27 protein-coding genes are annotated in these 21,692 nt (G+C 38.2%); 6 read left to right on the top strand and 21 right to left on the bottom strand.

From position 1 onward, the window contains the following. Nucleotides 1-365 precede the first annotated feature (365 nt). Nucleotides 366-497 carry a hypothetical protein gene (locus AAGS61_RS03395; RefSeq protein ID WP_391367267.1) on the bottom strand — a complete coding sequence of 44 codons (132 nt, stop codon included), beginning with the start codon at nucleotides 495-497 and terminating at the stop codon, nucleotides 366-368. Between the two features lie 219 nt (nucleotides 498-716). Between AAGS61_RS03395 and AAGS61_RS03390 the strand changes: the two genes are divergently transcribed. Together AAGS61_RS03390 and AAGS61_RS03385 are read left to right on the top strand one after the other, a co-directional pair. Next, nucleotides 717-1,232, top strand: coding sequence for a hypothetical protein (locus AAGS61_RS03390; RefSeq protein ID WP_391367265.1), 516 nt, complete (start codon nucleotides 717-719; stop codon nucleotides 1,230-1,232). Between the two features lie 104 nt (nucleotides 1,233-1,336). Continuing rightward, complete coding sequence (locus AAGS61_RS03385) at nucleotides 1,337-1,744, top strand: hypothetical protein (protein WP_391367262.1); 408 nt, start codon at nucleotides 1,337-1,339, stop codon at nucleotides 1,742-1,744. A 111-nt stretch (nucleotides 1,745-1,855) separates the two neighbouring features. Here the strand turns inward: AAGS61_RS03385 and AAGS61_RS03380 are convergent, their stop codons facing one another. Both AAGS61_RS03380 and AAGS61_RS03375 read right to left on the bottom strand, forming a co-directional pair. Beyond that, nucleotides 1,856-2,503 carry an alpha/beta hydrolase gene (locus AAGS61_RS03380; RefSeq protein WP_391367260.1) on the bottom strand — a complete coding sequence of 216 codons (648 nt, stop codon included), beginning with the start codon at nucleotides 2,501-2,503 and terminating at the stop codon, nucleotides 1,856-1,858. 14 nt (nucleotides 2,504-2,517) lie between these two features. Then, nucleotides 2,518-3,081 carry a DNA helicase gene (locus AAGS61_RS03375; protein WP_391367257.1) on the bottom strand — a complete coding sequence of 188 codons (564 nt, stop codon included), beginning with the start codon at nucleotides 3,079-3,081 and terminating at the stop codon, nucleotides 2,518-2,520. Nucleotides 3,082-3,251: 170 nt separating this feature from the next. Here AAGS61_RS03375 and AAGS61_RS03370 point away from each other — a divergent pair, with 170 nt between their 5' ends. Then, nucleotides 3,252-3,989: a tryptophan-rich sensory protein gene (locus tag AAGS61_RS03370; RefSeq protein ID WP_391367254.1), complete on the top strand. Its 738-nt coding sequence runs from the start codon at nucleotides 3,252-3,254 to the stop codon at nucleotides 3,987-3,989. Between the two features lie 41 nt (nucleotides 3,990-4,030). Here the strand turns inward: AAGS61_RS03370 and AAGS61_RS03365 are convergent, their stop codons facing one another. The 9 genes from AAGS61_RS03365 to AAGS61_RS03325 all read right to left on the bottom strand — a co-directional run bounded on the left by AAGS61_RS03365 (nucleotide 4,031) and on the right by AAGS61_RS03325 (nucleotide 10,117). Continuing rightward, nucleotides 4,031-4,735 carry an O-linked GlcNAc transferase gene (locus tag AAGS61_RS03365; RefSeq protein WP_391367251.1) on the bottom strand — a complete coding sequence of 235 codons (705 nt, stop codon included), beginning with the start codon at nucleotides 4,733-4,735 and terminating at the stop codon, nucleotides 4,031-4,033. 131 nt (nucleotides 4,736-4,866) lie between these two features. Further along, complete coding sequence (locus tag AAGS61_RS03360; RefSeq protein WP_391367249.1) at nucleotides 4,867-5,259, bottom strand: bifunctional adenosylcobinamide kinase/adenosylcobinamide-phosphate guanylyltransferase; 393 nt, start codon at nucleotides 5,257-5,259, stop codon at nucleotides 4,867-4,869. Beyond that, nucleotides 5,199-5,780, bottom strand: coding sequence for a histidine phosphatase family protein (locus AAGS61_RS03355; protein ID WP_391367246.1), 582 nt, complete (start codon nucleotides 5,778-5,780; stop codon nucleotides 5,199-5,201). The genes AAGS61_RS03360 and AAGS61_RS03355 overlap by 61 nt, the downstream gene beginning before the upstream one ends. Continuing rightward, nucleotides 5,753-6,520: an adenosylcobinamide-GDP ribazoletransferase gene (gene cobS / locus AAGS61_RS03350; protein ID WP_391367243.1), complete on the bottom strand. Its 768-nt coding sequence runs from the start codon at nucleotides 6,518-6,520 to the stop codon at nucleotides 5,753-5,755. Before cobS ends, AAGS61_RS03355 begins: the two co-directional genes overlap by 28 nt. Further along, entirely contained in the window at nucleotides 6,517-7,047 is a 531-nt protein-coding gene (locus tag AAGS61_RS03345) for a bifunctional adenosylcobinamide kinase/adenosylcobinamide-phosphate guanylyltransferase (protein WP_391367240.1), read from the bottom strand. The genes cobS and AAGS61_RS03345 overlap by 4 nt, the downstream gene beginning before the upstream one ends. A 728-nt stretch (nucleotides 7,048-7,775) precedes the next feature. Beyond that, entirely contained in the window at nucleotides 7,776-7,997 is a 222-nt protein-coding gene (locus AAGS61_RS03340) for a phosphate-starvation-inducible protein PsiE (RefSeq protein ID WP_391367237.1), read from the bottom strand. 96 nt (nucleotides 7,998-8,093) lie between these two features. Beyond that, on the bottom strand, nucleotides 8,094-8,504 hold the full coding sequence (locus AAGS61_RS03335) for a Fur family transcriptional regulator (protein WP_391367234.1): 411 nt from the start codon (nucleotides 8,502-8,504) through the stop codon (nucleotides 8,094-8,096). Nucleotides 8,505-8,507: 3 nt separating this feature from the next. After that, complete coding sequence (locus tag AAGS61_RS03330; protein WP_391367231.1) at nucleotides 8,508-9,359, bottom strand: metal ABC transporter permease; 852 nt, start codon at nucleotides 9,357-9,359, stop codon at nucleotides 8,508-8,510. Nucleotides 9,360-9,370: 11 nt separating this feature from the next. Next, a complete protein-coding gene (locus tag AAGS61_RS03325) occupies nucleotides 9,371-10,117 on the bottom strand; it encodes a metal ABC transporter ATP-binding protein (RefSeq protein WP_391367228.1) in 747 nt (248 codons plus the stop codon). 103 nt (nucleotides 10,118-10,220) lie between these two features. On the opposite strand from AAGS61_RS03325, the gene AAGS61_RS03320 reads away from it, so the two are divergent. Next, the gene (locus AAGS61_RS03320) at nucleotides 10,221-10,457 is read left to right on the top strand and encodes a hypothetical protein (RefSeq protein WP_391367225.1); all 237 of its coding nucleotides are present in this window, start codon (nucleotides 10,221-10,223) and stop codon (nucleotides 10,455-10,457) included. 32 nt (nucleotides 10,458-10,489) lie between these two features. Here the strand turns inward: AAGS61_RS03320 and glnA are convergent, their stop codons facing one another. From glnA to AAGS61_RS03295, 5 genes are all read right to left on the bottom strand, one after another. Continuing rightward, a complete protein-coding gene (glnA, locus tag AAGS61_RS03315) occupies nucleotides 10,490-11,845 on the bottom strand; it encodes a type I glutamate--ammonia ligase (RefSeq protein ID WP_391367222.1) in 1,356 nt (451 codons plus the stop codon). A gap of 26 nt (nucleotides 11,846-11,871) precedes the next feature. After that, the gene (locus tag AAGS61_RS03310; RefSeq protein WP_391367219.1) at nucleotides 11,872-12,201 is read right to left on the bottom strand and encodes a MerR family transcriptional regulator; all 330 of its coding nucleotides are present in this window, start codon (nucleotides 12,199-12,201) and stop codon (nucleotides 11,872-11,874) included. A 271-nt stretch (nucleotides 12,202-12,472) separates the two neighbouring features. After that, on the bottom strand, nucleotides 12,473-13,909 hold the full coding sequence (dacB, locus tag AAGS61_RS03305; RefSeq protein ID WP_391367216.1) for a D-alanyl-D-alanine carboxypeptidase/D-alanyl-D-alanine endopeptidase: 1,437 nt from the start codon (nucleotides 13,907-13,909) through the stop codon (nucleotides 12,473-12,475). 183 nt (nucleotides 13,910-14,092) lie between these two features. After that, nucleotides 14,093-14,980: a deoxyribonuclease IV gene (locus tag AAGS61_RS03300; RefSeq protein ID WP_391367213.1), complete on the bottom strand. Its 888-nt coding sequence runs from the start codon at nucleotides 14,978-14,980 to the stop codon at nucleotides 14,093-14,095. Between the two features lie 77 nt (nucleotides 14,981-15,057). Continuing rightward, entirely contained in the window at nucleotides 15,058-16,359 is a 1,302-nt protein-coding gene (locus tag AAGS61_RS03295) for a DEAD/DEAH box helicase (protein WP_391367210.1), read from the bottom strand. Nucleotides 16,360-17,282: 923 nt separating this feature from the next. Here AAGS61_RS03295 and vrrA point away from each other — a divergent pair. Next, nucleotides 17,283-17,759: a VrrA/YqfQ family protein gene (gene vrrA / locus AAGS61_RS03290; RefSeq protein WP_391367207.1), complete on the top strand. Its 477-nt coding sequence runs from the start codon at nucleotides 17,283-17,285 to the stop codon at nucleotides 17,757-17,759. A gap of 202 nt (nucleotides 17,760-17,961) precedes the next feature. Next, nucleotides 17,962-18,930, top strand: coding sequence for a 4-hydroxy-3-methylbut-2-enyl diphosphate reductase (locus tag AAGS61_RS03285; protein ID WP_391367204.1), 969 nt, complete (start codon nucleotides 17,962-17,964; stop codon nucleotides 18,928-18,930). A gap of 59 nt (nucleotides 18,931-18,989) precedes the next feature. Here AAGS61_RS03285 and AAGS61_RS03280 read toward each other — a convergent pair whose 3' ends face one another. From AAGS61_RS03280 to AAGS61_RS03265, 4 genes are all read right to left on the bottom strand, one after another. Then, complete coding sequence (locus tag AAGS61_RS03280) at nucleotides 18,990-19,736, bottom strand: amino acid ABC transporter ATP-binding protein (RefSeq protein WP_391367201.1); 747 nt, start codon at nucleotides 19,734-19,736, stop codon at nucleotides 18,990-18,992. Nucleotides 19,737-19,747: 11 nt separating this feature from the next. After that, complete coding sequence (locus tag AAGS61_RS03275) at nucleotides 19,748-20,404, bottom strand: amino acid ABC transporter permease (RefSeq protein WP_391367198.1); 657 nt, start codon at nucleotides 20,402-20,404, stop codon at nucleotides 19,748-19,750. A gap of 64 nt (nucleotides 20,405-20,468) precedes the next feature. Next, the gene (locus tag AAGS61_RS03270; protein ID WP_391367324.1) at nucleotides 20,469-21,248 is read right to left on the bottom strand and encodes an amino acid ABC transporter substrate-binding protein; all 780 of its coding nucleotides are present in this window, start codon (nucleotides 21,246-21,248) and stop codon (nucleotides 20,469-20,471) included. A gap of 220 nt (nucleotides 21,249-21,468) precedes the next feature. Then, nucleotides 21,469-21,687: a hypothetical protein gene (locus AAGS61_RS03265; RefSeq protein WP_391367195.1), complete on the bottom strand. Its 219-nt coding sequence runs from the start codon at nucleotides 21,685-21,687 to the stop codon at nucleotides 21,469-21,471. Nucleotides 21,688-21,692: the final 5 nt, after the last annotated feature.

The following is a 21,692-nucleotide window of genomic DNA, read 5'->3' as shown; positions in this document are numbered from 1 at the left end:
GTACGATTATGAGTCCGCACTACCAGCTCAGAAATCGTAATCAAAGTAATTTAACTATAGCACATTGACCTTTCGAAAAAAATAAAAATCGTGAGGTCTATTTGGCGTGCGTAATTTTTTTTGGAGGGTGGGGGTACCCCCACCCTCCAAAAAAAATCTTTTCAACACATAATTATTTTCTTAAAAGCTATTGACTGAAGGTAAGAATGGGGGTGTCCAGAAAGTAAAAACTTTCTGGACACTTCTTACTTCTTAATAATGATCCATTAAGAAATATTGCTCCTGCGGTGGTCACATCAAAATGCCACCATCCTCGTCGCAAAGGTTCCGTCTCAAAATGTCTTTTCAGACGACCCCTTTTACACCTAATAAAGATCCAATATTCCTTTACTCCAACGCGTTACAAAGCTTTCAAATGTAATGCCGTAACGCCCATATATATCATGATAGACAAAATAAACACCTAATTTGTCGAGAATTTCATCATCAATACGCATAATCGTACTAAATCCCTCCTATGAGTTATTTCCACCCTAATCTACCTACACCCTATTTTTATGTTCACTACCGACATATTCGGATTTCCATTTATTCACCAACAGCGCATAAAGATGTTAAAAAATATTCACATAAACTTGGAAAGTTAGTGTTTATCAGGGCAAAAGATTTAGTAAGATGAGTACAAGATGAGATGTATAAAATACGGAGGAATTACCATGCGAAAATTATATACGATATTATCAACAAGTATGCTTACACTTTGTTTAGTAGGGTGTTCAGATACTCTTGTACAAATTAAAGATGCTGCATCTGGTATTAATTCAGCAGCCGATCAAGCGGCAACTGCTATCTCACAAGACGTGCATTCCATTCGAGCAATTGAAGTCACATATAACGATCAAACATTTACAATCAACGACCTATTTAAATCCATTCTACGTGATGTGCAGTGGCATTATGAGCCAAGCCAACAGGAAAATGTATTACTGATTACTGGTACTTGGCAACCTAGCTTATTTGATGCATACGGCATTGATCAGAAAATCGACAATGAATTAGCTGTTCATGGGGAAGTAACAATTGAACTGATGGTCGAAGAAAATATGATTCATGAAGAGAAAACGAAAGTAACACTTGTCAAGCAGACAGAAACCCTTTTAGAGGAAAACGGACAAGACATTTTGCACTACTTATACGACTATTATACGATGAATAAAATCACCTCTAATTAGGTGTGACGTAGTAATGATATGTAAAAAATGGTACTTTACTAACTTTTACTATATTTTGTTTTAAAATAAAATGTAATATAACAACTGTTTAGGGGGATCACAACATGTCGTTATTTTTTATTAAACATACACACGGTATTCACGAAGTGACAGATGTCAAAAAACACAAAACGAATATTGAATTACGTACAGCTACCGGAGAGATTTTACATCTGATCGTCATTACAGATGAAAGTTATACAGTTTATGATGATCGCTTTGCCGGTGCAGCTAAACAGCTAAATTCCATTGAAGTGTACGATATTGCTGGTAGCTTCCGCAATATCGATTTTGACAATATGCGCCAAATGTTTTCAAATGCCTTTACTGAACTCCTTGAGACACTGTCTCAATTTGTCGGATCAAATCAACTCGTTAATTTAGATGAAATTCGTCATGAAGTGAGTGACCACAATAAAGGCTTACACTTTAAAATCATTACAGATACAAAAATGTACGAATATAATATATAACTCTTACAATCAGAAGGTTGCGGATACGATAAAAAGATGAGCTCAATACGATGAGCTCATCTTTTTACACTTTTTCCTATATAAATGGATTTTTTTCATTTAACCTATCACTTAATTCAATACAGTCGTTAAATCACTTGCGATAAATGCGACAAGGTCTTGTATATTTTCCGCTGTCACGCCATGTCCATCTGGGTATGCTTTAAACGTTACATCGGCCCCAAAATCTTTAAAGAAAGTTGCACTTGCCTCGCCCCACGTAAACGGGAATACATAATCATATTCCCCGTGTGAAATGAAGATTTTCGATTTATCCATTGACAATTTATTGTACTCCACTGCAACAAACTCTGGTATATACCCTGATAAGGCCACTGTCCCACGAATCGCACTGCCCATGATTAAAGCTAATGTTTGCGCGACCACTGCCCCTTGGTTAAACCCAACGACATAAATTTTTTCCACATCTAAATTAAATTCTTGAATCGCTTCAAAAATAAATGCTTGCGTAAATTGAATTACTTTATCAAATACGTCACGTGTTGGAAAACCTTCTTCTTCAAACGTATAAAATGCATAACCAGGCGTATGCTTGATTGGCCCTTGTAAGCTAAAAATATGACAACTGCTTTCTAATTCGCCTACTAGCTGTAGTAAATCGTGTTCATTACTACCTAAACCATGTAATAGAAAAATTGCTGGTCTTTTTTCATCTGTTACAGCTGGTGCTTTATGCACAAAAGTATATGGTGATTGCATCATAATCCTCTCCCTTATAACAATTCCATTTGATTGACGCATTGATCGGCATAGTATGCAACATATCCATCAACTATGCGTAGCGTTTCCTCGAAGTCGCCTAAAAATATATTATTTATATCTTTTTGAAGTGTTAAATATATTAAAAAATCAAAACGTAACGAATGTTCTACCGATGCATAAGCATAATCATAAACAATAGCTTCTTCTGTTACCTTTAATGCTTTATATTGGCTATGAAATAATTTTGTATAATCGTCCATCTTTTCACTAATTGCTTGACGAATACGCATTTGATGAGCCGTAGCTTCACTCTGTATGGCGGTTGTCTGTGGTACAAGCCCTTTGCCAAAGGTATCACGCATCATGGACATCCATGCTGCTTTATTCTCCACAAAATACGTAATATTTAGCATAAGACGATCGAAATAATCTTGTTCATCCTTTGCTGACGCCTTCTTTGTTTGAATATTTTCTTTCATAATATGCTCAAATTGCTCAGTATTCGCTTGTTTTGTTAATTGTGCCATGACAGTTTCTATGTAGCGATTTGCTTCTTGTTGCGCCTTATTTTCCAACCATTTCACTTCCCTTATTTACTGTTACATTTGCACTTCCTATCGTACCATTCATTGACGAATTAGGCACTTGTTAATCTATTTTTTCTTGATGTTCAGAGCACGGTAGCCAAATTTTCTTATTTAAAGGGACAGATAAGCCATTTATTAAAGGAAGGAGCATAAAGATTATGGTAAAGTGGATTTCGATGGTCATTGCTTATATAGCAATGATTACAGTCAATGTACTGTCTAATACATTGCCCATTAATGGAAAAACTACGCAAGAAATTTCAAGTAGTGTAAACTCTCTTTTCACACCTGCCAACTATGTGTTTTCTATCTGGAACTTGATTTATTTATTACTCGCTATCTGGTTACTCATCGCATTTATAAACCGCCAATCAGACAAAGCGGTTTCAGATGAGGTGGCACATCTGTTTATTTTAAGTTGTCTTTTAAATATCGGATGGATAATATCTTTTCATTATGAACGTTTTATTCTCTCAACGGTGATCATTATCCTCTTATTAATTACACTCATTTTGATTTACGTATCTTATCCTAAAGATAATAATAGCCTTGGTGGACGGTTACCATTCTCCATTTACTTAGGTTGGGTTTCAGTCGCAACAATTGCTAGTATTAGTTTTACATTAAAATATTACGACGTCACGTTCCCCCTGGATGAAGTCACGATTACAATCATACTCATTATATTTGCTGGTCTTCTTGCGATCATCGGGCTTTACGTATCCAATGACGTATATTTTGCGCTCGTTTTCGTGTGGGCTATTATCGGCATTGGTGTAGCAAATAGTGATATGAGAATCGTTTTGACGTCATACGCTGTCGCCGCTGCCATTCTCACGGCGATACTTGTTATGTCATTTCGATCAAAAAATAAAATACAACAAGTTCCCGTATAAAGTAGATTAGGTAAAGTAGAAAAAACTACTTTACCTCGTTTTTATTGAAATAAATATTCACGCATATTTTCAAATGTGTTTTCAATCGCCGTCTTTAATGATTTTTGTTCTTCGCGGCAATTTTCTTGTGCTTGTTCAAGCGACATTAATGCATGTTCTAAAAACAAATCTTTTTTTAGATCTTTGTAAAGCTGCGTTAACACAAGTGCCTTATTCCAATACCAACGTGCATTTTGTGGATCTAAGTCAATCGCACGCTCTAAATAACCTAACACCTCAAATGGCGGGTAACTAAAGCGATTCATCGTTTGCGCGGCAATCCCATAATAGACCGCCTTATTTGGATGATGCTTAACAGCTTGCATAAAGCAATGTACACTCTCATCATAATGGTGTGCGTATAAAAACAATTGACCTTGCGTAAACAATGATTGTGCTTTTTCAGCAGATGTGCCCTCTTTTGCAACTTGTTCTAATTGTTTAATGCGTTTTCCAAAGGCTTCTTCATCCTGTATCGCACGAATTTCTGCTACTTCATCCATTTCTACGTATGTCTCATCCGCACGCTCGACAGACTGCTGACCCTTTTCACTATAGCAAGGAATCGTAGCCACACCGTAGCGTTCATATAGCGCAATTAGTTGCTTTGCTGTTTGTGCTTCTGGTGCATCCTCTTTTACCTGTTTTGCTACTTGCAAACTCAGATGCACTTGCCCATTATAAAAATACTGCTCCATTTCGTGCATAAATTAAACTCCTTTATTCATGTCATTATGCGTAAGTATACCATGCTCGACTCTCTGATCGAACTCCGTTGTCACAATACAATTAATAGTTGAAAAATTTCATATAATAAATGACATAAGTACTAATGGTATTATTTCAAACGTTCTCCCAACCCGTACCAAACGCGCGTTACTGATTGTGCCTCTTGAAACAGCTTTTGATATACTCGACCGCAAGCATCCCGTAAAAAACGTTCCTCTTTATCGATTGGGACAACGCCACGCCCAAGATCATTGCAAATACAAATCACGTTTGTTTCACTCGCCAGCTTTTTGAGCTTTGTTACAATGATTTCTGCTACTTGCAATTCATCATGTGTCTGATACGCCATCACGAGTTGCTCAAAGCCCGAAATAATAACCGTTTCATCTTTCGTAAAATATGTATCTGGGATGATGCCTTCGAATTCTGTATACGGCTTTTCTACTCGATCGTAAACGTATTTTCGTTTACCATTATAGGCTCCTCCGATAACGATATGCATGATTTCTCTCCTTCCCAGCTTAACGTATAAAGTGTTCTATGCTTCGCATGAATATCATGAAATCCCTGTTGTAAATACGTTGCTAAAATCATTTTAATTACACCGCCATGAATAACAAATGTACATTCGTTTTGTTTGCTAGTAATATCTTCAAAAGCTTGTAACACGCGCGCCTTGAATACGTTAAATGACTCCCCATTTGGCGGCGTCACTTGAAAGGGTTCATCAATCCATGCGCGGTACAATGCATCATGCTGTAAGTCTTCATACGTTTTCATTTCAAAATCGCCGAAATGTAACTCGCGTAACCGCTCATCCGCGATAAACGAGCTACTAGGAAAATAACAAGCTGCTGTTTGCTGACAACGTTTTAAATCGCTCCCGTATATCACTGTAGGCTGGAGCGGTAAAGTGGCCTGTACAGCTTGCCTAATCGCTTGATCTGTCCAGCCAATATAACGTCGTTCGATATTGGCCTGCGTTAACTCATGTCTTATAAGATGCACAATAGTACGAACCATAAAAACAATTCCCCCACTTCAAAAATCGTACCAAGTAAATCACCTGAAATCCCGCCAAAATTTCGTTTCGCCCAAGCCCGATACACAATCGTAAATAATAGCATCGCGACACATAAACCGATTAGCACAGGCAACTTGAATAAGAGTGCAAGTAAGAAGATAAAAGCGATATAGACAACCGCGCTCCACATAATTGCTCGTTCATTGACCGTTTTTTTAAAGTAGCTTGCAATCCCTGTTTCTTTTGATGTATTGGTCGTTACAAACACTAAAAGCACAGATTGTCGCGCAATAAACGGCATGAAGATGAAGAATAATAGCGGGACATCTCGCAGTAACAACTCATAAAAAATCCCGACTTTTAATAACACAAACAAAACGAGTGTCATCGCACCGAACGCACCGATGCGCGGGTCGTCTAAAATTTCTAGCCGCTTTTTCTGATCACGATATGAAAAAAATGCATCCCCTGTATCAACAACCCCATCCATATGTAAGCCACCTGTCATCACAAAAGGAAGTACAACAAGTAAAATAGCGGTAAATAGTGGAGACAAACTAAAATATAGATCATTTACGGTAACAAAACCCGCTAAAATAGCCCCCATCATTAAACCGATGACTGGAATGGCACTATACATAACCGTTGCTGATTTATTCGTCATATTAAACGATTTTCTAATTGGTAACGCCGTAAAAAATTGCAACGCTAACATATAGCCTATTACAATTTGCTTCAACCTTTCCACCTCTTCACAAACCCGTAGTCTAATTCATACGCCTCGTCACAAAATGCAACGAGCCATTGATTTAATTGTCCTAAAAGGCGTTGATAATTCGCCGTAAATTCATATTTACAAATCCCTGCATCTAGTACTTCATTGGAGACAATCACCACTGTCATGCCGCGTTTCCGCCACTGATGTAACTGCTCTTTTAACTTTTCCACCATGTCTTCTACGGGCAAATTTTCGAATAAAATATTTGTTAACCATGTCGTAATACAATCCCATAAAAGTATATGTGTCTCGTTAAACTCACTAAGTCGTGCTGGCAGTTCATGTGGTACTTCAATCGTGATCCACCCATCATTTCTACGATCATGCTTGTGGCGTTTGATGCGTTTTTTCATTTCATCATCAAACGCTACACCCGAAGCAATATAAACCGCTTGTCTTTGTTGTTTCGATTGCATAATATAATTTTCAGCAAAGGCGCTTTTCCCGCTACGTACACCGCCTGAAATCAACACACAACGTCCTGGCATCGATCCGCCCCCTTTTTTCATCATAATTCAACTGTAGCCTATTTAATTTAACTCATAATGAGCAAACCACTAAACATATATTACCATTTGAGTAACCGTTGCTTTCCGCTGCGGCACTCGCTTTCCACGGGCGAGATCAAGCCTCCTCGTCGCTCATCCTTCGCTCCTGCGGGGTCTTGATTGTCTCGCTTTTCCCGTAGGAGTCTCGTGCCTCCGCTACAAGCAACTAGTGTTCCATAAAATAATCAATCCGTTACAAAACAGTAATAAAAGCTCCTTATTTATTACAATAGAAGCAAGTAGACAATACGTGCAAAGGGAAAGAAAACCATTTCTTTTAGCGAATGTAAATACTTGTTTAGAATATTAAGAAGCACTCACTTTTGCCGTAGCGCGCTATAGCCACAGGAGCCAAGATTCTCTTTGCGACGAAAGTGCAACGTCAGGAGCAGGAACAGGAGATCCAAACAGGCCACGCCTGTTTTAGCTCCTGTGTAGGCTGTGGCAAAGCGCGGAGGCTACCATTATGCTTTCATTTAATATCTTTTACTATTTATCTGGTATTTTTGCCCATTGCGAGATTTAACTAATAACTCTTGATTGCAACAAGGTACTTATTAAAATTACAGCTTACATTAATATCGTGTAAAAATATTGAACAAAGCCTTTTTCCACAAAGTAACAACAAAAAAGAGACTCCGATATCGAAGCCTCTCATTATGTAGCTACTATAGCTTATTAATGATTGCGTATAAAGTTTCTTTTAGCTCATCATCATAGTTACCAAGCTCTACAAAGTTTGTTACACGTTCACGTAAAATTGGACGCTCGATTACTAGCTTCTCGTCTAAAACTTTTACTAATACTTCGATGATTAAACGGTCGCGAACATCTAACGCTTCTTGTAGGCGTGACTCTGTAATGTGACCTAATTTAGGTTTCTTTGCCATGTTGATACCCTCCTAATATTTATGCATAATCATTTTAGCATAACAACAAGAATTTTGGTCAACTTTATTGGAAAATAATCTGAATCACACAATATTTCACTGACAATTCGGACATTTCCCGTAAATTTCAAATTTATGCGCCTCAATTTCGTAGCCTGGCAACTTCTCGCCCAATAAATCCATCGGGCATACGGATAATTGCTTCACATCGCCACAATCTTTACAAATAAAGTGATGGTGATGATGATCAGACTCACAATGCATGCGGAAGTTACGTTCTCCATTTAACTCCGTTTCGTCTAAAATACCCAGCTCTACAAACGTCGCTAGATTACGATAAATCGTATCAAAGCTCATACCAGGAAACTGCGGCTTTAACACCGTCAGCAAATCACGCGCTGTTAAATACTTCGTTGTCGCTGCAAACATATTTAAAATGAGCTCACGTTTATCTGTTTTTTTATACCCATTGTCTTTCAAAATTTCCCAAGCACGTGTAACATTCATTGCTTACACCCCTTTTGTAGAAAATTGTACGAATAGCTTTTTAGCTAAAATAATAACAAGTAAAATGAGAATAGATGTGACAACAATCGTTCCACCTGGTGCTAAATCTAAATAAAATGCACTAACTAACCCTACAACGACGGCTAACTCACCAAAAATAATAGCATAAACAATCGCTTGTTTAAACCCTTTGGCAATACGCATTGCCGCTGCTACTGGCAATGTCATCATACTCGATACAAGTAAAATTCCTACAATACGCATACTTGCAGCAATGACAAGCGCCACGACTAGCATAAATAAAAAGTGAACCCACTTTGCTGGTAAACCACTCGCTTTTGCATACTCTTCATCGAATGATAACACAAATAATTCCTTGAAAAAGGTAAATAAAAAGATAAAAACAACAACAGCAATGGCAAGTACAACATATAAATCTTGCCTGGATACAGCAGAAACCGAACCAAATAAATAACTCATCAAGTCTGTATTAAAACCACTTGCCAGCGAGATAAAAATGGCACTTATTCCAAGCCCCCCCGACATAATAATCGGAATGGCCAGCTCTTCATAATGCTTATACAAACGGCGTAATCGCTCAATTAAAATGGAGCCACTTACAGATGCAACAATACCAAAATAAATCGGATTTAATGCTGCTAACCCAACAAATGATTGGCTTAAATATAAGCTTCCTGCAATACCGGCTAATGTAACATGGGATAAAGCATCCGCAATTAAAGATAAGCGCCGTACAACAATAAATACACCGAGAAGTGGTGCAATGATGCCGATGATCATCCCTGATAAAAAGGCATTTTGTAAAAATTCATATTTCAATAGTGCTTCAATCATATGCATACCTCTTAGTGAATCTTTCGAACTGCGTGTCCGTACCAAGCATCAAGCTCTTCTTGACTAATCGCGTCAAAATCATTTTTATAGCCATGGAAATGAATCTTCTGATTTAAGCATGCCACATGACTAATGCGATTGGACACTGTATCCACATCATGTGTAACTAAAATCATTGTAATATTTTGTTCCTCGTTTAACTTTGCCAGCATATCATAAAATGCCTGCACATTTTCATGATCAATCCCAACAGTTGGTTCATCTAAAATGAGTAATTTCGGTTCCGCGACAAGCGCCCGTGCAATAAATACTCGCTGCTGTTGTCCACCTGATAATTGCCCAATATTACGCTTTGCGAACTGTTCCATTCCTACTGCTTTTAATGCATGGAGCACTCGTTCATCAGCATCTTTCGATAGCCGCTTAAATAAGCCTGTTTTTTTGGCTAACCCAGATTTGACTACTTCTTGTACTGTGGCAGGAAAACCGGAGTTAAACGCATTGGATTTTTGGGAAACGTAGCCGATTAATTCTCGCTGTTTAAAGCTGTTCGATGCGTGACCAAATAGCTCAATTTCACCAGTCATTGGCTTTAATAAACCTAATATTAATTTTAATAATGTAGATTTCCCTGAGCCGTTCGGACCTAGTAATGCAAGGAAATCTCCTTCTTGCACACGAAACGAAATGTTATTTAACACTTGCGTATAGTCATATTGAAATGACACGTCTTTTAATTGAATGATTGTTTTTGACATAGCTTTCTCTTCTTTCCAATTCAAAATCATTACGATTTACAATTTTTTAGTATAAGCGAAATGACGCCCTTTGTAAAGGTTTTACGCTTGAAAGGATGAGGATTTGAAAAAGCATGAATTATTTCAATTTTTAATGCATGGCTCGAAAAGCGAGGTAAGGGAATATTTATTACAGTATGATGTAGATTTATCCAAAAGTGAAATAAAAAAATTGCGCACCGTATTTGCAGAAGCAAACCCGACTTGGCTTCTGATGGGGATTCCAGATGGTGTGTTAAAAAATGCTGAGCAGGTAGTCGGATCGAAGAAATATGAAAAGCTAATGGATCGATTAAAATAAGAGATGGCCGCTAAGCCATCTCTTTCATGTTATTAATACATCTTCATATATTGATCGCGTTCCCATTGATGGACCGTTGTACGGAACATATCATACTCTACTTCTTTTGCTTCTTTAAAGTTTTCATAAATATGTTCACCCAAAGCTGCTTTTATCACTTCATCTTGCGCTAGTGCATTTAACGCCTCCTCCAGTGAAGCTGGTAAATTATCGATACCGTGTTGTTTGCGCTCTTCGGCATTCATCACATAAATGTTGCGATCGACTGGTGCCGGTGGCGTTAATTGATTTACTACACCATCAAGACCTGCTTCTAAAATAACGGTCATTGCTAAATACGGATTCGCAGATGGATCTACTGAACGTAACTCAATACGCGTTGATAACCCACGAGATGCTGGAATACGAATTAACGGTGAACGGTTTTGTGCTGACCATGCTACATAACATGGCGCCTCGTAACCTGGTACTAAACGTTTATAGGAGTTTACTGTTGGATTTGTAATTGCTGTAAACCCCTGTATATGCTTTAGTACACCTGCCATGAACGAACGAGCAGTGTCGGATAATTGTAAATCTGCATTGTCATCAAAGAAAGCATTATCTTCCTCTTTAAATAAAGATAAGTTAAAATGCATTCCTGAACCGTTAACACCGAATAGTGGTTTTGGCATGAAGGTTGCGTGTAAACCATGTTTACGTGCAATTGTTTTTACAACTAATTTAAACGTCTGAATGTTGTCACATGCTTCGACTGCATTGGCATATTTGAAATCAATTTCATGCTGACCAGGTGCTACTTCATGGTGAGATGCCTCAATTTCAAAACCCATTTCCTCAAGCTCTAATACGATATCACGGCGGCAGTTTTCCCCAAGGTCTGTCGGTGCTAAGTCAAAATATCCGCCATCATCGTTTAGCTCTAATGTTGGATTTCCCTTTTCATCTAGTTTAAACAAGAAAAACTCTGGCTCTGGTCCAAGGTTGAAACTTGTAAACCCTAGCTCTTCCATTTTCTTTAATGCACGCTTTAAGTTTGAGCGTGGGTCTCCTTCGAACGGTGTGCCATCTGGACGAGCAATATCACAAATGAGCCGAGCTACCTTCCCTTTTTCTGCTGTCCATGGGAAAATCATAAATGTATCTAAATCTGGACGAAGGTACATATCCGATTCCTCAATACGTACGAAACCTTCGATAGAAGAACCATCAAACATCATTTTATTGTCTAACGCTTTATCTAATTGGCTTACTGGGATTTCAACGTTTTTAATTGTCCCTAAAATATCCGTAAATTGTAAGCGGATAAATTTCACTTGCTTTTCAACAACTAACTGTTTGATTTGTTCCTTTGTATATTTCGCCTTTGTTTCAACTTGAGCTATCATCATTGGATCTCCTCAATTCTATTAGATTATAAGTGTTGTATTTCATCTTGCACAATCGAACGAAAATCTAATTCTTCAATATCAACTCCACGAAATGTCCGTTTATTTGCTTCTTTCTTTAAAGCAAATACTTTTTTAATACCTGCAATATTAATGCCTTGCTCTAGTAATTCTTGAATTTCAAGCAATTCATCAATATTGTTGAGACTAAACATGCGACGATTTGCCTCCGTACGTACTGGCTCAATTAAATGATGCTTTTCGTAGTAGCGGATTTGTCTTGCGGTTAAATTCGTCAGTTGCATCACTGTACTGATTGGAAGTACCGGCATAGCTCTTCTTATTTCCTTATTCATTTAATTCACCTCACCTTTCACACGTTTAACGATAAAGCATGTAATTTCTACTCGCAATTAAATGTTAGGTTTTATAACATAGCTATTTTCGAACGTTTTTATCTCGTTTCGATATTAATAATAAGCGGACTGTTCTAACAACAATGGAAGCGCTCACAATTTTCGTGTCACCAATTGTAAAGCGCTTTATTTTTAGACGCATTTTTGTCACAAATACATCTTCAATAAAAAAACAAGTGACTCCCTTTACAGAAACCACTCGTTTTACCTATTAATATTTATTGATAAGATGTGAAACAACCGTGTCAATTTCATCGATAGCAGGCGCAGATCGATTTTCTGTCATGATAGAAAAAATATACGTTTTACCTGATTTTGCTTTTACATAACCAGCTAACGTATTTACACCGGTAAGAGCACCCGTTTTTGCCACAACACGGAGCTTCGTCGAGGCATTTGTGTAACGATCCCGAAGAGAGCCACCCGTTAAACGCTCCTTATTTCCACCTACCGGTAATGCTTGATAATATGTGTGATATGCCTCCATATCACGTACATGATAAAGAAGCGCTGTTAAATCATTAGGCGAAACTTTGTTGTTATGCGAAATCCCTGAACCATCTTCAAATGTCCAATTGCTCATATCAAGACCGATCGTTTGCCCAAAATCACGCAACACGTTTATCCCCGTTTGCGTATCCCCTACTCCGTGTACTTCAGCCCCTAATGTTTTCACAAAGATATCGGCCATACTATTATTACTGAGCTTCATAAATACAGGAAACATTTCTTTTAACGTCTGTGATTCATGAGTTGCAATGAAAGTAGCATTCTCTGGAATTTCTCCGCGATCAATAGCCGATGTCTCAACAAACGTCATCCCCTGTGTTTTCATTGCTTCTTTCAGCGCATATACCGTATTAATCGTCGGATCATTTACAGTGACCCATTGTTGCGTCCACTTGCCTGCCGGTATATTTCCTGAAATAATGACTTCACTGGTGCGATACTTGCGCGAAACGGTAATTGTATTCATACTTTTACTGCTCACCGTTTTTGCATTAGTTATAATCGTCATCCCCATTGTACTTGGTATAAATGAGACAGACGGTTTTTGACCGACTTTTTCACCTGCAACTCGTACGATCATCGTACCCGCATCAAAGTCATTATCAGGTGATAATACAAGACCTGATGTACGGGCAGCATAATAGTCACTTTCATCCTCCGCTACAATCCCCGGTGTTAATGGTGAACCAGAAAAAATGCGTTCATCTCCATATAGATTTCCGTTCACTTTTGTAATCCCTTTGTTTTTTAGCGCATCCGCAAATGCGAGCAGTTGCGTATACTGTAGCGTCGGATCACCACTTCCTTTCATATATACGTTTCCATTTAATGTCCCTTTAGAAATAGAGCCATCTATGTATAGTGAAGTGTGATAACGGTATTGTTCACCTAAAAGAGAAAGCGTCGCAGCACCTGTTAGTAATTTTAATGTAGAAGCAGGCTTACGTGGTGTATTCCCATTAAATTGATATAAAATTTGACCTGTTTCACTATCTCTGATCGAAACACCTGCATTTGTGGCGCCTAAGCTCGTCATGATCATATCACTTATATTCACCGAAGCGTGTGCTGGAGAAGGGTGCCAAACTAGCGGGAACATTATAATCATCAATAATAGCGTCATCAAACCCTTCTTCATTTCATCCCCCCCCTTTCCCTATATTACTTGTATATAGTTTTTACATATTCAGTTCAAAAATACATATTTTATGCATTTTCATGAACACGTAATTTCTCTATACAAAAAGAGGAGTATCCAGAAAGCAAAAACTTTCTGGATACTCCCTTCACTTTTTAATAAATATTTACTAAGAACTATTGCTTATGCGCGTAATACGTCAATTTCTTCTGGACGGAATGTACCATCACGAAGCATCGCGATCTCTATTTTATATGGCGCTTTTTTGTTTTTGGCATCCGGTCCTACAAATGGTGTCTCTAAAATTTTCGGTACATGCATGAGTTGCGGATGATGCACGATATATTGGAGTGCCTCAAAACCAATCTCACCAAATCCAATATTTTCATGACGGTCTTTTGCAGCACCACATACATTTTTTGAATCGTTAATATGTAGGACTTTTAAGCGGTCAAGACCGATCGTTTGATCAAACTCATTTAATACACCATCAAAGTCTTCTACAATATTATAACCCGCGTCATGCACGTGACACGTATCTAAGCACACAGATAAACGCTCATTATGTGTTACGCCATCCATAATACGTGCAAGTTCATCAAATGTGCGGCCGATTTCAGAGCCCTTCCCTGCCATTGTTTCTAGAGCGATTTGTACTGGATAATCTTGTGATAATACTTCATTTAAGCCTTCTACAATTTTCGCGATTCCCGCATCTACACCAGCGCCAACATGAGCACCTGGATGGAGGACAATTTGCGTTGCCTCTAATGCTGCGGTACGCTGTATTTCTTCTTGTAAGAAGTCGACGCCAAGTCGGAATGTTTCTGGTTTTGTTGTATTACCAAGATTAATAATATACGGGGCATGTACGACGATTTTTTCCATACCATGCTCCTTCATATGCAGCAAGCCATTCATAATATTTAATTCTGCAATTGATTTACGACGTGTGTTTTGTGGTGCACCTGTGTAAATCATAAATGTACTGGCACCGTAAGAAAGTGCTTCCTCACTCGCCCCAAGTAACATTTTTTTACCGCTCATTGATACATGTGAACCTAGTAACATCTCGTCTCCTCCAAAATAAGAGAAGTCGCGTTGTTCACGCTGACTTCTCTAAGTTTTTATGCTGTTTACTAGTAAATTTATTTTTTACCACGATTTTTTAAGCGACGTTCACGCTTTTTAATTTTATCCATTTCCCACTTCATCGCACGCTTATAGCCTGGCTTTACTTTCTTCGGCTTACGTACAAGCGCTTTTGCTTTCACATCAATTTCATTTTCCTGTTTGACGCGATTTTTACGTTGATGGCGATCTTTTAAGTCTGTCCACTCACCGTTTTTCACATCTTTTTGCTCGAATGGAATACCCATCTTCTCGACACGCGCTAATGCATCCTCATCTTCCGGTGTGTATAGCGTAATCGCCGTTCCTTTATTACCTGCACGTGCGGTACGACCAACACGGTGGATGAAGAATTCAAGATCTTCTGGGATTTCATAGTTAATCACATGCGAAATACCTTGAATATCGATACCACGCGCAGCAAGGTCTGTCGCTACAATATATTGAAATTCTAAATCACGAATTTGCTTCATCATTTTTTTGCGATCACGTGGTGTTAAATCGCCATGAATTTGCCCGGCACGAATGCCTTGTTCTGCTAAATAATTGGCCACGTGTTCGGCCGTTTTTCGTGTATTACAGAAAATAACCGCTAAAAATGGATTAATTCCTTTAATAACATCAACTAAACGTGAATTACGTGACTTTGAGCGGACCGGCACAAGATAAAAGTCAATGTTTTCAGCAACTGGACGTTTATCATTCATATGAATATGAATCGGTGAATCCATATACTTCTTTAAAAATGGCTGTAACTTTTCAGGAATCGTTGCTGAAAATACATACATTTCAAGCTTTTCTGGCATATGACTCGCAAAACCATCAATCTCTTCAATAAAGCCCATATCAAAGGCAAGGTCTGCCTCATCGACAACTAAAATGGGTGCTGTATGAACAAGCAGCGCCCCTTCTTTTACTAAGTCTTTAATACGTCCTGGTGTCCCTACAACGATTTGCGGCTGTGTTTTTAATTTATCGATTGAACGTTGCTTATCTGTACCGCCGATAAATAATTTCGCTTGAATATTCGTTTTCTCAATTAACTGTTGTAGTGCATCAAAAATTTGCTGTGCAAGCTCACGTGTTGGTGATGTAATAACTGCCTGCACTTCTTGTCGCTCTTCATCAATACGCTCTACGATTGGTAGCAAGAAACTATGCGTTTTACCTGTACCAGTATGCGCCTGTCCAATTGCACTTTTCCCTTTTAAAATTAATGGAATCATTTCTTTTTGAATGGGTGTCGGTTCTTTAAAGCCTAACTCTGCAATCGCGTCCTGCAAAAAAGGCTTCAATTGATAATCTGTATATTTTGACATCTTTTCACTCCTCTATCGTCTCCTATTGTACCACGAAATGTACATTTAGTTGACTAAACGTTCGGTTTACACAAGTATTTTACCTGTTTACGCTTATTAACTTACTTAATTTACTCTAAAATTCATTAGGAATGCAACAAATGCGTGTTCAATCATTATATTTTGAATTTTACAGCAATTTTAACACGCTAGACAGATCAGCATATAGATGCGCCACAGTCCGTACCTGTAGCTATGACGGTAAAAGCAATCATTTTCTTTCCGTTTACACGTATACGGTATAATCATCTTAGCGAAATATTGTTCCCTTCCCCTATTCAACTCAAGCCCAACCTCTACGATCTCAGCGACATATGCTGTAATAACTATAAATAAGAGGATAGTAACCATTGCTGAACTTTTTAAATGAGTTGTGTAGATTTCATTTTACTAAACGACAAGATAATACTATACACCGATGGACAATCCCTCATTGCTAAGACTGTTCCATAACGCAACAGTTTAAGAAGGGTGGGAGATAATAAGTTATTTTAAAGCTCCATCCATGAAGTACATAGAGGACATGACATTCACTAACTTAGAGGTAGTTATACATTTTAAAAACGAGACATTCCTAGCCATTAACATACTGCATACAAAACTCAAAGCAGCAAGAAACTTAAAGCTAATAATTTACTTTTAAATTCCATGAGCAAATGGACGAATAGGAAGCACTTTACGATGAATTAGAGCATAAAATATAGCAGAATACCCCACCTTAAAAAATTCATTTTAAGTAGATAAAAATTGTACAGCAACCTATTCAATGTAGAAGTCTACGAGTTTGTGTACTTACATTTACTGAACGTTAAGGCAATCATTTGCATATGATAGCTTTAATCAAGCACTGCGTCAATTAATAATGTGACCGAAAGGAGAAAAGTATGTATCCGAATCCGTTTTATCGAAATATACCGTATCAAATGCCAATGTACCCCCCACAGATGCCTATTAGACCACCCGGATTCTTTGGAATACCCGGCGGCGGTGCTGGATTACCAAGATCCCCAGTACCTCCCGTACCTCTAGGAGCACCTGGAGCACCCGTAGCAGCGGCTGCCGCTGCTGCAGTAGCTGGAGCTGCACCTTCTCGCATAGAGCAATTTTTACAATCGACAGGTCAATTAATGAAAACTGCTCAAACATATGCTCCCTATGTACAACAAGCAATGCCTATGTTTAAAAACTTACCGGCACTTATGAAGCTTTATAAAGGGTTCCAAAGTATGCCTGACATGCAACAATCTACAGACTCAGCAAGCCCTCGTAAATCAGAAGGATTTGTTGGATCATCACAAAAACCAAAACGTTCCACTGATTATACGACAAAACCATCGCTCCCTAAAATTTATCAACCTTAAAAAGATACAGCCCATTCCAAATAGAGGGGGCTAGGTCCTTTCCTATATACGCATACTGCTTCACTACTAAGTAAAGGAGGTCTTCATATGAGGCCTCCTTCACTTATTGTCGTTTCCACCTTCTAATTCTTCGAAACGTTCCTTTGTATTAATTTCTATGGTCCGTTATAATAAAAGGACGAGCTTGAAAGGAGTTTGAAGCATGGAAGTTATTAAAATTAATCCGCGTGGGTATTGCTATGGGGTTGTTGATGCCATGGTGATCGCCCGTAATGCCGCGCTAGATAAGACATTACCTCGACCAATCTATATTTTAGGTATGATTGTTCATAATAAACATGTAACAGATGCATTTGAGGAAGAAGGCATTATTACACTGGATGGAGATAACCGCAAAGATATTATTGAACAAGTAGAACAAGGAACAGTTATTTTTACTGCGCACGGTGTGTCGCCAGAAATTCGCGAAATCGCCAAACGTAAAGGGCTAGTATCCATCGATGCGACATGCCCAGACGTGACAGTCACACATGATTTAATCCGTGAAAAATCGGCACAAGGCTATGATATTATCTATATCGGAAAAAAAGGACATCCGGAACCTGAAGGCGCAATCGGCGTTGCACCAGACCATGTCCACCTTGTCCAATCAATGAAAGATATTGATACATTAACACTTACAAATCCTAATATTTTAGTGACAAACCAAACGACAATGAGTCAATGGGATGTAGCCTTTTTAATGGATAGCATTAAAGAAAAATTCCCGCATGTAGAAGTACACAAAGAAATTTGTTTAGCTACACAAGTACGCCAGGAAGCTGTAGCCGAACAAGCTGGCGTTGCTGATTTGTTAATCGTTGTAGGTGATCCAAAATCAAACAACTCCAACCGTTTAACGCAAGTTTCTGTAGAAATTGCTGGTACTCCTTCTTATCGTATCGGCGATATTTCAGAACTAAAAATCGACTGGTTAATGAATATTGAAAAGGTAGCCGTGACAGCTGGTGCTTCAACACCAACACCAATCGTCAAGGAAGTTATTAACTTCCTAGAAAAATTCGACAAAAATGATCCGACGACACATGAAATTGTTCGTACCGTCACACTGAACAAAATTTTACCGAAAATCAAAGAACCAAAACCAGTAGAAAAAATTATGCCTTACTAAAAATAGGGGATGTATGAAAAGTGGCATTCACTTTTCATACATCCCCTTCTACTTATGAATTACTTCAAATTTTTCATTAAGAACGCTTTTGTACGTTCATTTTGTGGGTTTGTAAAAAACTCATCGGGATGATTTGCCTCAATAACTTCGCCTTGGTCCATAAAGATCACTTTATTCGCCACTTCTTTTGCAAAGCCCATTTCATGCGTTACGACAATCATCGTCATATGTTCCTGCGCTAAATCTTTCATCACCTTGAGCACTTCACCCGTTAACTCTGGATCAAGCGCAGATGTTGGCTCGTCAAATAATAAAATTTGTGGGTTTAACATTAGCGCACGTGCAATCGCGACACGTTGCTTTTGCCCACCCGATAAACGGCTCGGAAATGCATCCGCTTTATCTGCTAAACCTACCTTTTGTAATAAGTCTTGACAACGTGCTTCGATCACTTGAGTCGATTCTGCCTTTAGCATTTTGGGTGCAATTTCAAGGTTTTGCTTCACCGTTAAATGTGGGAATAAGTTGAAATGCTGGAACACCATCCCCATCTTCCCTGTAATCGACTTGATTTCTTCTAATTTTGGATACACGCCATCTTTCACTAAATACTCGCCATCGATGCGAATGCTCCCTCCATCGATATCCTCTAGATGAATTAAGCTACGTAACATCGTACTTTTCCCAGAGCCTGATGGACCGATGACGGCAATCACATCATTTTTTTCAATCTCAAATGAAATACGCTTTAGTACATCGAGTGTACCGTACGATTTTTTTAAATCTGTAATTTCGATTAATGCCATCGTTTCCACCTCTATTCAAACTTAAAGCGACGTTCTAGCCACTTAAAGAATACTGTTAATACGAGCGTCATAAGTAAATAAATTGCCCCTGCCACAAAGTACGGCATAATAGTAAGATCTCGATTCACTGCTGTTTGAGCAAAGTGTAATAACTCTGGTACGGCTACAGCGTACAGTAACGCCGTATCCTTAATTAATGTAACCGATTCGTTCGAAACAGCTGGCAATGCAACACGGAACATTTGTGGTAAAACAATGCGCGTTGTCGTTTGCCATTTTGATAAACCAAGTACTTGCGCCGCCTCATATTGCCCTTTATCAATTGCTAGTAAACCACCACGGAAAATTTCAGCAAAATAGGCAGCGTAATTTAAAATAAACCCTAAACATGCTGCAACAAAACGATCTAATACTAAATATTCCCCGATTCCCGGAATCATCGGTAACCCGAAACAAATTAATAATAATTGTAGCAATAGCGGCGTTCCACGCATGACGTAAATATACGTTTGTGCAAACCAAGCAATTGGCTTAAAGCTGCTTTTTACAGCTAGTGTTAATAAAAAGCCGAGTGGAATTGACGCGATAATCGCAATGATAAATAATAAGACCGTCATTTTAGCCCCATCTAACATCGGTAACACGATGGAACTCCAATAATCCGCCATGAAATGTCCTCCCAAAAAGATAAGAGTTTCACATGGAAACTCTTATCGATACATTATTCTCAAATTATTTTAATACTTTGTCTTCTCCAAACCACTTAGTTGAAATGTCAGCAGCAGTACCATCTTCATTCATTTCATCTAAAGCTGCTTGTAGTTTTTCTAATAAATCCTCGTTGCCTTTTTTCACACCTACACCGTATTCTTCTGGTGCTAGTGATTCATCAAGAATTTTGAATGTGCCTTCTTCTAATGTCATATAGTACTCAGCGACAACTTCATCAATAATCACTACGTCTACACGACGTGTTTTTAAGTCCGTTAACGCTAATACATTATCTCCGAATTCTGTTACACTACCCACTTTTTCACTAATCGGGTTCGCATTTAATGCATCCAGTGCTGATGATAATGATTGAATCCCTACTTTTTTACCTTCTAAATCAGATAAAGCATGTAATTCTGAATCGGCTAATGTAATAGCTACTTGTGCGTTTGCTAAATAAGGTTTTGTAAATAACACTTTCTCTTTACGCTCATCTGTAATTGTGTAACCATTCCAAATTAGATCGATACGACCACTATTTAATTCTACTTCTTTTGTTTTCCAATCAATTGGTTGGAATTTTGCTTCCATACCCATTTTTTCAGCAGCAGCGCGTGCTAAATCAATATCAAAACCAACAATTTCATTTTTCTCATCACGGAAGCCCATTGGTGCAAATTTATCGTCGATTCCAATGATTACAGTTTCTTTTTCAGTTGACTCTTTGTCTGTTGTACCTGTGCTTGTCCCTTTATCGTCAGAGCTACATGCAGCTAAAACGGCTACAAGCGCCACAAGCATAAGACCAAATTGTAAAAAACGTTTCACCCTAAATCCCTCTCAATCGCTATGTAGTTTAATAGACAGAAAATTCTTCAAACGTTTACTCTACTAAATCGTTAACGTGATAAAGAATAGCATTCAAACTGTTCTATGTCAATATTCATAAAATAGGTTAGAATATTCTGATTTATCAACGTAATAAAAAGACGAGAAATCAAATGATTTCTCGTACACTTCATTATTTAACACATGTAAATTCATAACTTGTTGTCACAATAAAACCATGTTCTGTTACTTCGGCTTGACCGCCACTTTTTTCACACTGCTCTGTTAAACGGTTAATATTTTGATTGCTCACTACACTCATTGCAATTGTAAATAATAATCCGAGAATAGCGATGGCAATGCCAATAATCATCCAAATCTTGCCGTTATTTATGACTTGTTTTTCATCCATCATTC

It is taken from the genome of Lysinibacillus sp. KU-BSD001, from assembly GCF_042920265.1.
Classification (GTDB): Bacteria; Bacillota; Bacilli; order Bacillales_A; family Planococcaceae; genus Lysinibacillus_B.
The sequence above is the reverse complement of the archived record's forward strand: the minus strand, read 5'-3'. Positions and strand labels throughout refer to the sequence as shown.

Coding starts and splice junctions, on each gene's coding strand:
- AAGS61_RS03395 (WP_391367267.1), bottom strand. CDS start 497: ATGCGTATTGATGATGAAATTCTCGACAAATTAGGTGTTTATTTTGTC.
- AAGS61_RS03390 (WP_391367265.1), top strand. CDS start 717: ATGCGAAAATTATATACGATATTATCAACAAGTATGCTTACACTTTGT.
- AAGS61_RS03385 (WP_391367262.1), top strand. CDS start 1,337: ATGTCGTTATTTTTTATTAAACATACACACGGTATTCACGAAGTGACA.
- AAGS61_RS03380 (WP_391367260.1), bottom strand. CDS start 2,503: ATGCAATCACCATATACTTTTGTGCATAAAGCACCAGCTGTAACAGAT.
- AAGS61_RS03370 (WP_391367254.1), top strand. CDS start 3,252: ATGGTAAAGTGGATTTCGATGGTCATTGCTTATATAGCAATGATTACA.
- AAGS61_RS03365 (WP_391367251.1), bottom strand. CDS start 4,735: ATGCACGAAATGGAGCAGTATTTTTATAATGGGCAAGTGCATCTGAGT.
- AAGS61_RS03360 (WP_391367249.1), bottom strand. CDS start 5,259: ATGCATATCGTTATCGGAGGAGCCTATAATGGTAAACGAAAATACGTT.
- AAGS61_RS03355 (WP_391367246.1), bottom strand. CDS start 5,780: ATGGTTCGTACTATTGTGCATCTTATAAGACATGAGTTAACGCAGGCC.
- AAGS61_RS03345 (WP_391367240.1), bottom strand. CDS start 7,047: ATGCCAGGACGTTGTGTGTTGATTTCAGGCGGTGTACGTAGCGGGAAA.
- AAGS61_RS03340 (WP_391367237.1), bottom strand. CDS start 7,997: ATGGCAAAGAAACCTAAATTAGGTCACATTACAGAGTCACGCCTACAA.
- AAGS61_RS03335 (WP_391367234.1), bottom strand. CDS start 8,504: ATGAATGTTACACGTGCTTGGGAAATTTTGAAAGACAATGGGTATAAA.
- AAGS61_RS03330 (WP_391367231.1), bottom strand. CDS start 9,359: ATGATTGAAGCACTATTGAAATATGAATTTTTACAAAATGCCTTTTTA.
- AAGS61_RS03325 (WP_391367228.1), bottom strand. CDS start 10,117: ATGTCAAAAACAATCATTCAATTAAAAGACGTGTCATTTCAATATGAC.
- glnA (WP_391367222.1), bottom strand. CDS start 11,845: ATGATAGCTCAAGTTGAAACAAAGGCGAAATATACAAAGGAACAAATC.
- AAGS61_RS03310 (WP_391367219.1), bottom strand. CDS start 12,201: ATGAATAAGGAAATAAGAAGAGCTATGCCGGTACTTCCAATCAGTACA.
- dacB (WP_391367216.1), bottom strand. CDS start 13,909: ATGAAGAAGGGTTTGATGACGCTATTATTGATGATTATAATGTTCCCG.
- AAGS61_RS03300 (WP_391367213.1), bottom strand. CDS start 14,980: ATGTTACTAGGTTCACATGTATCAATGAGCGGTAAAAAAATGTTACTT.
- AAGS61_RS03295 (WP_391367210.1), bottom strand. CDS start 16,359: ATGTCAAAATATACAGATTATCAATTGAAGCCTTTTTTGCAGGACGCG.
- vrrA (WP_391367207.1), top strand. CDS start 17,283: ATGTATCCGAATCCGTTTTATCGAAATATACCGTATCAAATGCCAATG.
- AAGS61_RS03285 (WP_391367204.1), top strand. CDS start 17,962: ATGGAAGTTATTAAAATTAATCCGCGTGGGTATTGCTATGGGGTTGTT.
- AAGS61_RS03280 (WP_391367201.1), bottom strand. CDS start 19,736: ATGGCATTAATCGAAATTACAGATTTAAAAAAATCGTACGGTACACTC.
- AAGS61_RS03275 (WP_391367198.1), bottom strand. CDS start 20,404: ATGGCGGATTATTGGAGTTCCATCGTGTTACCGATGTTAGATGGGGCT.
- AAGS61_RS03270 (WP_391367324.1), bottom strand. CDS start 21,248: ATGCTTGTGGCGCTTGTAGCCGTTTTAGCTGCATGTAGCTCTGACGAT.
- AAGS61_RS03265 (WP_391367195.1), bottom strand. CDS start 21,687: ATGGATGAAAAACAAGTCATAAATAACGGCAAGATTTGGATGATTATT.